The sequence below is a fragment of the Ruegeria sp. AB6 genome, assembly GCF_056542685.1.
In genome coordinates this window covers 51,407-63,790 of record NZ_JBQGAD010000004.1, presented here as the reverse complement: position 1 = coordinate 63,790, position 12,384 = coordinate 51,407, and the positions used below count along the sequence as shown (strand labels likewise).

The 12,384-nt window shown below is 58.0% G+C and carries 8 protein-coding genes; 6 read left to right on the top strand and 2 right to left on the bottom strand.

Annotation, left to right across the window (positions count from 1 at the left end):
* Positions 1–16 precede the first annotated feature (16 nt).
* From aceE to lpdA, 3 genes are read left to right on the top strand one after another with little or no spacing between them, the layout of a single operon-like run.
* Positions 17–2,671 (top strand): pyruvate dehydrogenase (acetyl-transferring), homodimeric type, encoded by a 2,655-nt coding sequence (aceE, locus tag ACR0DB_RS10255; RefSeq protein ID WP_170783497.1) that lies wholly within the window; start codon positions 17–19, stop codon positions 2,669–2,671.
* Between the two features lie 27 nt (positions 2,672–2,698).
* Positions 2,699–3,949, top strand: coding sequence for a dihydrolipoyllysine-residue acetyltransferase (aceF, locus tag ACR0DB_RS10250; protein WP_480550603.1), 1,251 nt, complete (start codon positions 2,699–2,701; stop codon positions 3,947–3,949).
* Positions 3,950–3,960: 11 nt separating this feature from the next.
* Positions 3,961–5,691, top strand: a complete 1,731-nt coding sequence (gene lpdA / locus ACR0DB_RS10245) for a dihydrolipoyl dehydrogenase (RefSeq protein ID WP_480550601.1) — start codon at positions 3,961–3,963, stop codon at positions 5,689–5,691.
* Positions 5,692–5,733: 42 nt separating this feature from the next.
* On the opposite strand, the gene ACR0DB_RS10240 is transcribed toward lpdA, so the two are convergent.
* Entirely contained in the window at positions 5,734–6,465 is a 732-nt protein-coding gene (locus ACR0DB_RS10240; protein ID WP_480550599.1) for a CocE/NonD family hydrolase, read from the bottom strand.
* Positions 6,466–6,540: 75 nt separating this feature from the next.
* Positions 6,541–7,236: a hypothetical protein gene (locus ACR0DB_RS10235; RefSeq protein WP_480550597.1), complete on the bottom strand. Its 696-nt coding sequence runs from the start codon at positions 7,234–7,236 to the stop codon at positions 6,541–6,543.
* Between the two features lie 213 nt (positions 7,237–7,449).
* On the opposite strand from ACR0DB_RS10235, the gene ACR0DB_RS10230 reads away from it, so the two are divergent.
* The 3 genes from ACR0DB_RS10230 to ACR0DB_RS10220 all read left to right on the top strand — a co-directional run bounded on the left by ACR0DB_RS10230 (position 7,450) and on the right by ACR0DB_RS10220 (position 12,377).
* A complete protein-coding gene (locus ACR0DB_RS10230) occupies positions 7,450–9,540 on the top strand; it encodes a tetratricopeptide repeat-containing sulfotransferase family protein (protein WP_480550595.1) in 2,091 nt (696 codons plus the stop codon).
* 162 nt (positions 9,541–9,702) lie between these two features.
* Complete coding sequence (gene aroQ / locus ACR0DB_RS10225) at positions 9,703–10,200, top strand: gamma subclass chorismate mutase AroQ (protein WP_480550593.1); 498 nt, start codon at positions 9,703–9,705, stop codon at positions 10,198–10,200.
* Between the two features lie 515 nt (positions 10,201–10,715).
* Positions 10,716–12,377, top strand: a complete 1,662-nt coding sequence (locus tag ACR0DB_RS10220; protein ID WP_480550591.1) for a TadE/TadG family type IV pilus assembly protein — start codon at positions 10,716–10,718, stop codon at positions 12,375–12,377.
* The last annotated feature ends 7 nt before the right edge of the window (positions 12,378–12,384 follow it).

Genomic DNA, 12,384 nt, shown 5'->3' with positions numbered 1-12,384 from the left:
GAAAGGACCCTGCCATATGAAAGACCTTGAACCCGACATCGACCCAATCGAGTCTCAGGAGTGGCAGGACGCCATCGAAGACGTCATCGAACGGGATGGCGCCAATCGCGCGCATTTCCTGCTGGACAAAGCGGTGCAAAAGGCGCGCGCTGCTGGGGCGACCCTGCCGTTTTCGGCAACGACGCCCTATCAGAACACCATTCCTGTCGATGATCAGTATGCCTTTCCCGGCGATCAGGACATGGAATGGCGCATTCGCACGATCAACCGCTGGAACGCGATGGCCACCGTGGTGCGGCGCAACAAGGTCAGCAGCGAATATGGTGGCCACATCGCCTCATTCGCGTCGTCGGCGGTCATGTATGACATTGGCCTGAACCACTTTTGGCGCTCGAAATCAGCGATCCATGGCGGCGATCTGGTGTTCTTTCAGGGCCACGTGATCCCCGGCATCTATGCCCGGTCCTTCATGGAAGGCCGCATCAGCGAAGAGCAGTTGGAAAACTTCCGCTCGGAAGTCAGCGGAGGAGGTCTGTCCAGCTATCCACACCCGTGGCTGATGCCCGATTACTGGCAGTTCCCAACCGTTTCGATGGGTCTGGGCCCGTTAATGGCGATCTATCAGGCGCGGTTCATGAAATACATGCACAACCGGGGCCATATCGACATGGCCGACCGCAAAGTGTGGTGTTTCCTAGGTGATGGTGAAATGGACGAACCCGAAAGCCGGGGCGCTATTGATCTGGCCGTGCGCGAAGGGCTGGACAACCTTATCTTTGTCATCAACTGCAATCTGCAACGCTTGGACGGCCCGGTGCGCGGCAACGGCAAGATCGTGCAAGAGCTTGAGGGTGATTTCCGCGGCGCAGGCTGGAACGTGATTAAACTGCTCTGGGGCAAAGGCTGGGATCAGCTTTTGGAGAAAGACACCACCGGTCGTCTTCGCCAGCTGATGGATGAGACGGTCGATGGAGACTACCAGACCTTCAAATCCAAGGACGGCGCTTATATCCGCGAACATTTCTTTGGCAAGTACCCCGAAACCGCGGCGCTGGTCGAAGACTGGACCGACGATCAGATTTGGGCGCTGCGTCGGGGCGGACACGACCCTGAGAAAGTCTTTACCGCGTTCAAACGCGCAACCGAGAATGAGGGCACGCCAACCTGCCTGTTGGTGAAAACCGTTAAAGGCTATGGCATGGGCTCGGCTGGCGAAGGTCAGAACACCACACACCAGCAAAAGAAACTGGCCGAAGATCAACTGCGCGCCTTCCGCGACCGGTTCCAGATCCCGGTCAGCGACGAAGATCTGCCAAACGCGCCGTTCGTGTCGCTGAACAATGCACAAAAGGCGTATCTCGCAGACCGGCGCAAAGCGCTTGGAGGTGAGTTCCCCAAACGCGACAGCACCGCACCTGCGCTGGATATCCCGGACCTGTCCAAGTTCGAAGCGCAGCTCAAGGGCACCGGCGATCGTGAGATTTCGACCACCATGGCCTTTGTCCGCATCTTGACCACGCTGCTGCGTGACAAAGGGATCGGCAAGAACGTGGTTCCGATCGTGCCGGATGAAAGCCGCACTTTCGGGATGGAGGGGCTGTTCCGTTCCGTGGGCATCTATAATCCAGCGGGTCAGAACTATACCCCCGAAGATGCCGATCAGATGATGTTCTACAAGGAAACGACCAACGGTCAGGTCCTGCAAGAGGGTATCAATGAGGCCGGAGCCATGGCCGACTGGATTGCGGCGGCGACGTCCTATTCCAACCACGGCGTGGCGATGATCCCGTTCTTCATCTACTACTCGATGTTCGGGTTCCAGCGGATTGGCGATCTGGCCTGGGCCGCAGGCGACAGCCGCGCGCGGGGCTTCATGCTGGGCGGCACTGCCGGTCGGACCACGTTGAACGGCGAAGGTTTGCAGCACGAGGATGGGCACAGCCATATCCTTGCGGGCACCATTCCGAACTGCATCACCTATGACCCGACCTTCAGCTATGAGGTCGCGGTGATCATCCAGAACGGCCTGCAACGGATGTATGGCAATCAGGAGGATATCTATTTCTACCTGACCCTGATGAACGAAAACTATGCCCATCCCGATATGCCGATGGGCGCTGAAGAAGGCATCATCAAGGGGCTCTACCGGTTCCAGGAGGTCAAAAAGCCGGGCAAGAAGCACGTCAATCTGATGGGCTCGGGCACCATTCTGGTGCAGGCGATGAAAGCCGCCGAGATGCTGAAGAAAGATTTCGGCGTGACCTCGGATATCTGGTCTGCAACCTCGTTCAACGAACTGGCCCGCGATGGTCAGGACGCGGCGCGCGCGAACCGCCTGGACCCGCTGGCCGAAGAACGTGTTCCGTATGTGACTGAGCAGTTGTCTAAAGCCAAAGGCCCGATCATTGCGGCCACCGACTATATGAAGAACTACGCCGAGCAGATCCGCGCCTTTGTGCCGGGCCGCTACACCGTGCTGGGCACGGATGGCTATGGCCGCTCGGACAGCCGGGTGAACCTGCGCCGGTTCTTCGAGGTCGACGCCAACCACATCGCGGCGGCGGCCATGGTCGATCTGTACCGCGAAGGTGCTGTGACCAAGGCCGAGCTCGAGAAAGCGCTCAAGACATATGAAATTGACGGCGACAAGCCGAACCCCCGGTTGGTTTAAGGCCACGGGGCACGAGGAGACATAGACATGGCAATCGAAGTAACAGTCCCGGATATCGGGGATTTCTCGGACGTTCCCGTCATCAGCATTTTGGTTTCGGTCGGTGACACCATCGCCGCCGAAGACCCGCTGATCGAGTTGGAAAGCGATAAGGCAACGATGGAGGTTCCCTCCCCGGCCGCTGGTGTCGTCAAGGAAATCAAAGTGGCCGAGGGCGACAACGTGTCTGAAGGCGCGCTGATCCTGCTGCTGGAAGGTGAAGGGGCCCCGGCTGCCCCGGCTGAGGCAGCCCCCGCCTCTGCGGCCGCTCCGGCCCCGGCCGCAGCACCTGCTGCCCCGGCACCCGCACCCGTTGTGGATGGTGGGTTCGGCAAGGCCCACGCCTCGCCATCGGTGCGCGCCTTTGCACGCCAGTTGGATATCGACCTGTCCAAGGTCAACGGCTCGGGCCGTAAGGGTCGCATCCTGCGCGAAGACGTCACCAAGTTCCTGAAAACCTCAACCGCGGCGGCCCCGGCTGCTGTCGGTGCGGCGGGCGGCATGGGCATCCCGCCGATCCCCGTTGTCGATTTCTCGAAATTCGGCCCCGTGGAAGATGTGGAAATGCCGCGGATCAAAAAGCTGTCGGGCCCTGCCCTGCACCGGTCCTGGTTGAACATCCCGCATGTGACGCATAATGACGAAGCGGACATCACCGATCTGGACAAGTACCGCAAGGAAATGGATACGATGGCCAAGGAAGAAGGCTATCGCGTTACTCTGCTCAGCTTTGTCGTCAAAGCCTCGGTAAGTGCGTTGAAACAGCATTGGGAATTCAACTCGTCCATCCATCCCGATGGCGATAAGCTGATCCGCAAATCCTACTACAATATCGGTTTTGCGGCTGACACACCCAACGGGCTGGTGGTTCCGGTCATCAAGGATGCGGACCGCAAGGGGATTGTCGAGATTTCCAAGGACCTGATGGAGCTGTCCGGCAAGGCCCGCGCAGGTGAGCTGAAGTCAAACGACATGCAGGGCGCGACCTTTACGATCTCGTCGCTGGGCGGTATCGGCGGCACGCATTTTACCCCCATCGTCAACGCACCCGAGGTGGCTATCCTGGGCCTGACCCGCTCGAAAATGGCGCCGGTCTGGAATGGCGAGGAATTTGTGCCGCGCCTGATGCAGCCAATGTCGCTCAGCTATGACCACCGGGCCGTCGATGGCGCCTTGGCCGCGCGCTTCTGCGTGACGCTCAAGACGCTGTTGGGCGATATGCGCAAGCTGATGTGGTAAGGAGAGATCAGATGGACGTCAAAGTACCCGATATCGGTGATTTCTCCGATGTGCCCGTGATCAGCATTCTTGTCTCGGTCGGCGACACCGTCGCCGCCGAGGACCCACTGATCGAGCTGGAATCCGACAAGGCCACGATGGAGGTCCCCTCCCCCGCCGCAGGCAAAGTGGTCTCGATTGCCGTGTCCGAAGGCGATAACGTCTCGGAAGGTGCGCTGATCCTGACATTGGAAGCAGCCGATGGGGCCGCGCCCGAAGCTGCTCCGGTAGAGGCACCCGCCGCGCCGCAGGCCGTGGCCGCCACCGGCACGGCGACCGGTCAAGGCGATGTGCATGCCGAGGTAGTTGTGCTGGGCTCTGGCCCCGGTGGTTACACCGCCGCTTTCCGTGCCGCCGATCTGGGCAAAAAGGTGGTCATGATCGAACGCAACCCGACACTGGGCGGCGTCTGCCTGAACGTGGGCTGTATCCCTTCGAAGGCGCTGCTGCACGTGGCCAAGGTTATCACCGAAGCCGAAGAGATGGGCGCACACGGGGTTAGCTTCGGAAAGCCCAAGATCGACCTGGACGAGCTGCGTGCCTTCAAAGACAGCGTTGTTGGCAAGCTGACCGGCGGTCTGGACGGTCTGTCCAAAGGCCGCAAGGTTCAGATCGTGCGCGGCTATGGCCGCTTCTCGGGCCCGAACATGATCGAAGTTGTGGGCGATGATGGCATGACCACCGTCTCGTTCGACCAATGCATCATCGCTGCGGGCTCTGAACCTGTTGAATTGCCTTTCATCCCGCATGACGACGACCGCGTGATCGACTCGACCGGGGCGTTGGAACTGGCGGATGTGCCCAAGCGGATGCTGGTTCTGGGCGGCGGTATCATCGGTCTGGAAATGGCCTGTGTCTATGACGCTTTGGGGTCGAACATCACCGTGGTTGAACTGATGGATCAGATCATCCCCGGTGCCGACAAGGATATCGTCAAACCCCTGATGAACCGCATCAAGGGCCGGTATGAGAACATCTTCCTCAAGACCAAAGTGACCGCGATTGAGCCCTTGAAAAAGGGCCTCAAGGTCACGTTCGAGGATGACAAGGGCGAAAGCTTCACCGACACGTTCGACAAGGTTCTGGTCGCCGTGGGTCGCAAACCCAATGGCAAGCTGATCGACGCCGAAAAGGCGGGTGTTGCGGTGGATGAACGTGGCTTCATCGCCGTGGACAACCAGCAGCGCACAGGCGTGCCGCATATTTTCGCCATCGGTGATCTGGTCGGCCAGCCCATGCTGGCACACAAGGCCGTGCACGAAGGTAAGGTCGCCGCAGAAGTGGCCGCCGGTCACAAACGGTTCTTCGACGCCAAGCTGATCCCCTCGGTCGCTTATACCGATCCCGAGGTGGCATGGTGCGGGTTGACCGAGACCGAGGCCAAGGCCAAAGGGATCAAGGTCGAAAGAGGCGTGTTCCCTTGGGCTGCATCCGGCAAATCCCTCTCCAATGGCCGGTCCGAAGGCATCACCAAGCTGCTGTTCAATCCCGAAGATCAGCGCGTCGTGGGGGCATGTATCGTGGGCACCAATGCAGGTGATCTTATCGCCGAAACCGCGCTGGCCATCGAGATGGGTGCAGACGCAGTCGATCTGGGCCACACGATCCACCCGCACCCGACGCTCAGTGAGACGGTGAACTTTGCCGCCGAGATGTTCGAGGGTACGATCACAGATCTGATCCCGCCCAAGAAACGTCACTAAGACCCGGGCAGCGAGGTCAAAAAGAAGTTGAGCGGTATGCGCTCAACTCCCTCCCTTTGCCGGTAGGTGCGTGGCTAGAAAAGCGGTTAGTGCCGCCCAGTATTCGGCCCCATCCGCACTGACGAGAGCCGACGCCCCGTGCCGACCCCGCCCGTCTGGTTGAAACCCGGTGACGGGACCGGCGATTTTGGAGGCGAAGGGCTTCCACTGACCGGCCTCATTCCGGGCCGAGGTCAAAAAGACCGGATCTTTTAAATCACCCAGCCGTTTGGTGACATAGGTCTTGCCACCGAAATACTCACCCGGCGAAAAGGCCATGACAGCATCGGCGAATTTGCGATCCTGCGCGGCGAGGACAAGAACCAAACCCGCGGAATACGAGGACCCGAGAACTCCGACATGACGCGCGCCCGCGTTCTTACGCGCCCAGGCTGACGCAGCCTGCATGTCGGGGATCGCTTCGGTGTATGCCACGTTGCCGCCTGCCTTGGCGGCGGTTTCGTTCTTTACGCCGTTGAACTTGCCACCCGAGCGTTGATCGACGGCCAGCGTTGCATAGCCAAGTTCGTTCAGCCGCTTGGCAATATCACCATATTCGCCCCGGCTGGCCCCGGCCATGTGATAAAGGACAAGGACGGTGTCATAGGCGGCACCGGGCTTTTGAAAATCGGCGGTGACAACAACTCCGTCCGCCGCCTTGAACCGCACGGTTTCGGCAAACGCGGCGCTGGTGGCAAGAAAAAGGGCTGCAAACGCAAGAAGCAGTCTGGTCATGGAATTCTCCCAACTCGGTCACGAGAACTCTAACACCCCTGCCCCATGCGCTGCGGTCACGTTTTCAGGATCAGGCTATTCGACCGCGAAGCAATAGAACAGGCCAGCGCCACCAGACCGGGGCAGATCGCCCTCGCCACACCCGCGCGAGCCGTGGGACGAATTCCACGACACCATGTTGCGCGCATCGTTCAGCCCAACGCGATCATGATGCCCGACAATGGCCGATCCGTCGGGGCTGTTGCTGGTCCAGTTGCTGCATGTGCTGTCTCCACCCGAGGTCGAGAAATGCCCCGCACTGTCCGAGCCGGTCAGAATGTCATGCCGGTTGGGCTTGCTGCCCCGCCCGTTCACCGGATTGCCGTTTTCATCCAGCGCGGTTTGCAGGCTGATATTGACCGCGTCCGAATGCAGGCTGTCGACATCCTGCGCAATCATTTCCCCCTTGGCATTATACCACGGGCCAGTCCCGATCCGGTCCCGCGCCGATATACCGTTGGTGATGGTCATCGGGTCGGTGCTGCGGTCGATCATCATGCTTGTGCTCAGATATGCCGCCCATGTCTTGGATGAACCGGCGGCGGCCGCCAATGCGTTGCAATGGGCGTCGGCCCCTTCCAGACCGCCAAGATTGGCACCATCCCCTTTCCCGACGCTGGTGATGAAGAATGACATCTTTTCGGTATCGGTGTCGTCTGCCTGAACGGTCCCCGCGATGGCGGTCGATGCGATCACAAGAAGCGGGAGGATGGATTTACGGTCTGGGAACATTGCATTTCACCTTTTCTGTAAATTTCTACCCCATGCTAAAATTGAAACTGCCGTGGGTCTATGCCGTTGATCACACGAAAACGTCATCATCGCCTATAGCGACCCCTTACCTGCCGTGGCTTGCGGATGGACGCGTTGTCGGGAATGCTCTACCACCTTTCCAACACCAGCCCGGACCCGAACAACCGGGCACCGTGTCAGAGGAGGAGCATCATGGCTGCGCAGGGTCAGCAGATCTCGGTACAGGAGGCGTTTTCGCTGGCTATGGCGCAGTACCAGAAGGGTGCGCTGGCACAGGCCGCGCCGCTTTTATCCAAAATCATTGCCGCCACCCCCAAACATGCAGACGCGCATCACATATTGGGCCTGATCGCGTTCCAGACCGGAAAAACCGATGCAGCCATACAGGCGGTTCAGCGCGCGGTTCAGTTGCGCCCTGACAGCGTTCAATACCTTGCCAACTACACAGAAATTCTGCGGAGTGCAGGGCAATTGGATCAGGCCCGCGCTGCCGGGGAACAGGCAGTCCGTCTGGAGCCGGGGCATGCGGCGGCGCAGTCCAACCTCGGTCTGGTTTATTATGACCTTGAAGACCTTGAGAAAGCCCGCGCCGCACAAGAACGGGCGTTGGCTCTGTCTCCTGATTTGGATAGGGCTTTGAACAATCTGGGCAGCATCGCCCGTGATCAAGGGGACCGCGCCAAGGCAGCCCAACTTTACCGTCAGGCGCTTCGGCTTCAACCGGCCTCGTCCGAGACTGCCAATAACCTGATCTCGGTCCTGATTGAGCTTGAAGATGTGGCCGCCGCCCGCTCTGTGGCCGAAGCGCATGCCAAAATTTCTCCGCGCGATGCAGAGCTGCGCCGCAATTTTGGCCGTATCGCGCTGTTGGAATGCGATTTGGATGAGGCCGAGAAAGCCTTTCGCGCCGCCATCTCTTTGGATGGGGCAAAGACAGAAAGCTACGTGGGTTTGTCGCAGGTTCTGTTTGAAAAGAACCACCCCAAACTGGCGTTGATCGAGGCAGAACAAGCCTTGAAACTGGACCCCGAAAGCGCGGTGGCTTGCCATCAGATGGCTTTGGTCCAAGCGCATTTGGGGGACGAGGATAGCGCACGTGCGCTTTATACCAAAGCGCTTGCGATCAAGCCGGACATGACCTCCAGCCAGTTGGCGCTGGGGCATTTGGCGATGGAACAGGGCGACTTCGACGCGGCGCGGGATGCGTTCACCGCCGCCGCCGAAACCTCGGATGATCCGCTAAGCGCGCAAATCGCCTTGGCGCGGCTGGACAAGATCACCGAGGATAGTCCGGTGTTTCAAGCCTTGGAGGCGGCTTTGACAAAGGCCGCCGAGATGTTGCCGCAAAAGGCGGTCTCGTATCGGTTTGCGATGGGGGAATGCTACGAGAAGCTACAACGTTATGACGAGGCCTTTGCGCAATTCGAGGCGGGCGCGCAGTTGAAGCGGTCTTTGATCTCCTACGACGCGACTGAGACGGACAAGCTGACCGACGATCTGATTGCTACCTTTACAACCGACCGGATCGCACAGCTTCGCCGCCATGGCGTTACTAGCGCGAAACCGATTTTCGTGCTGGGAATGCCTCGGTCGGGCACCACGCTGACGGAATCCATTCTGGACGCCCACCCGCTGGTGGTCGGGGCGGGAGAGTTGAATGATCTGCAACAGCTCTTTGGTGCGCTGCCTGACGGGCGCAACAACGTAACGCACGCTCTTGGCGGTCTGTCGGGTGCCGATCTGACACGCCGCGCCGAAGACTACGTGGCCATTCTGTCCCGTCTGGGCGGTGAAACGCCCCATGTGGTCGACAAGATGCCAGCGAATTTCCAACTGGTGGGCCTGATCCATGCGTTAATGCCCAATGCCCGGATCATTCACGTTACCCGCGACCCGCTGGATATCTGCCTGTCCTGCTACACACGCCTGTTCGAACGCAGCCAGTTGCACAGCTATGACCAAGTCGAGTTGGGGCGTTACTACAACGCCTACACGCGGTTGATGAGGCATTGGCAGACGGTGTTGCCGCAAGGTGCCTTTCATACGATCCGGTATGAGGCGCTAGTGGATGATATCGACACAGTCGCGCGCGGGCTCATCGACTATTGCGGGTTGGACTGGTCAGAAAGTTGCCTTGAATTCTATACCGGCAAACGCCGGGTCCGCACCGCCAGCGTGCAGCAGGTGCGTCAGCCTCTCTATGCGACGTCTAAAGAGAAGTGGCGCCGGTACGAAAAACACCTGCAACCTTTGATCAAAACGATCTTAGAGAACCGCCCCTGAACGACACTGTCCGCAACTCTTGTGGTTCGCAACAACGCATTGGGCTAAACAAACTATGAACAGTCGCAAGTTCTGCGGCACCGGCGGCGCCCCAAATAACGATCAGAGATCATGCTAAAACAATCTATTGGGACTTTTAGCCTTTTTGTCTGCATGCTTTTGGTGACTTCTGCGCAGCCGCGCGCAGATACGGATGCGCTGTTTAATTCCATCAACGACCGTCTGTCATGGATGAAGGGTGTCGCCGCGTGGAAGTATCGAAACGAGGTCGACGTGGAAGACCTCGCGCGTGAAGCGGTGGTTCTGCAAGCCGCTGTGGAAGCTTCCCAACAGGCCGGTCTGGCCGGCCCCAGTGTCCAGATGTTTTTTCGCGCTCAGATCGAAGCAGCAAAGGCTATCCAGCGGTGCTGGCTCAGCCAGTGGCAAAGCGGCGACTCTCCAGCACCAAACCCGCCTGATCTTGTGGCTGATATCCGTCCTGAATTGCTGCGGTTAGGTCAGACTATCCTGACCGAATTGGGCAACGAAATTTCTGAAAACGGCAAAATAGACGATGTAGACCACGCAGATTTTGACGTGGCCCTGTCGGTTCCCTGTCTAAGTGATACTGCCAAATCTGAAATTTTCGACGGGCTCAAACAAGTGACCTTGGCGCAGTGATCTAACCGTCGGCGATCTGCCTGCTATTGGACAAACGATCCAATGCGTACTTCCGGTTTCACGCTTGATACGACTGGCTCAGAGGCAACATTGCTTTGATTCTTGCAAACAATGCAGCCGCCACAGCCCTATCGTCGCCGAAATCCGGAGTAATCAGCTGAATTTCAAAGGTTTGAGAGTCAGGGCACAACAAAACCACCACATCTGCGCTGGTAGTTTGCTTCGTGGCCAAAAGGCTGCGGAGTCTTTTTGGGAAAAGCTTCTCCAATCGCGTGCAACCCGGCGTAACATCATGATTAAAAGGCCATTTTATAAACCTGAGTGTTGACCTGCTACCAAGCGCAAACAAGGTTCCAGCAACCTTGCGTCTACCTCAACGACTATTTCAAATTAACGATTGTGGCCAAATCTTGTCGGAATTTGTTCATTTTGGGTTCATCATTGGTTCATTTTGGTGTAAAGTTCTGTTTGTTTTTCGACGTTTCAACGGTTCCAACACTTAATGAGTTGTTCAGATGGGTATGAGTTTTGAGGATTTGAACGAAGGGCAAAACAGAGCACCTTCACACAAGAAACCACACTGCGATCTAATGAATTCCGGTGGCCTGCCTGAGCGGTTTCGGCGCGACACTAGAGGCGGTGTTTTGGTTCTGGTTGCGATAATGGTCATCCCGATGATGGCCTTCATCGGATATGCCTTCGAATTAGCGCTGACCGAGGACACACGGGTTAAGCTGCAAAACACAACCGATGCAGCCAGCCTGGCGGCAGCTGATTTGGAGCAAACGCTCGATCCCGAGGATTTGGTCGAAGATTTTTTCGCCAAGGCAGGTTTGGCAGACAATCTGGATAACGTAACTGTTGTCAGCGGCATTGCGGAGAGAACCGTATCGATCGAAGCCAGTGAACGTCTCCCGGCATACCTGTCCCGTGTTGTCGGCAACGAAGCTTGGGATGTGTCCGTCGCCGGCGCCGCTACGGAATCGCGTCAGGATTTGGAAATTGCCGTGGCGCTGGACAACTCAGGATCAATGTCTTGGGCACCGGGCGCGACGTCCGGCCCAGCGTCAACGCCGTCTCGGATGGATCTTTTGATCCCTGCTGCTCAGGCTTTTGTTGATGCGGTGCAACCCAGACCTGGACAGCCGGGGCGAACAACGATATCGCTCGTACCCTTTGCGACACAGGTTTCGGTTGGCGAAGCTCTGTTGAGCAATTTCTCGGCTACGGCAGAGCACAACCTGTCCCATTGCGTGACGTTCAGCGACGAGGTTGATTATCAGACCACGGCGATTTCAACGACGGATTTTTTGAACCGGACAGCGCATCATGCTCCAAGCACGGGGGCTCGTTCGGTCACCAGTGGCACGGTCGCCTGCCCCACAGACTCGGCGACCCGTGACATTGTACCGTGGTCAGAAGACCCCGAAGTCTTGAAAGCGCGCATCAGAGCAATGCAGCCGGGCGGCTTTACCTCGATTGAAATGGCGACGAAATGGGGGGCCGCTTTGTTGGACCCTACGTTGCGACCGGTTTTGTCATCTCTGTCGACTGAGCCGGGGTTTGAATATCTGTCTGGTCCGGCCGTGCGCGGTGTCCCCGACGAATTCACCAGCGATGAGACAGTCAAGTATCTGATCGTCATGTCGGATGGAGAAAACACGCAGAGCTATGACGTCAAGCCGCCGTTTAGGACCGGTAATTCACCTGTGGTCCAGGTACGTGGAACAAACAGGTTCTATTATTTCCAGAACCGCCCCAGAACCCGCAACGATTTTTTCGAAATATCTACAGCCCGGTGGGTGAGCCGACCGAACGGAACGCTGGTTCAATTGACTTGGCCAGAGGTATGGGCCCAATTCCCGGTATACAGATTTGCCGAGCTTGTTCTCGCCAGAGTTGACAGACGCAGGAGCGCTGTCGGCCACTACAACCGGATTATCGACCAAACGGTAAACACCTCGAAAAACCCGCGCACGTCGGCAATCTGTCAGGCAGCGAAAGATAACGGCATCACTATCTTTACCATTGGTATGGATACCTATGCCCAGGGTGACGCAACTTTGCTGGATTGCGCTTCGTCCCCCGCCTTTTTCTATGACGTAAATAGCTTGGACATCGACTCGGCGTTTCAATCGATTGCGCGTCAAATCAACCGCCTGCGCCTTACGCAGTAGTTGAGTT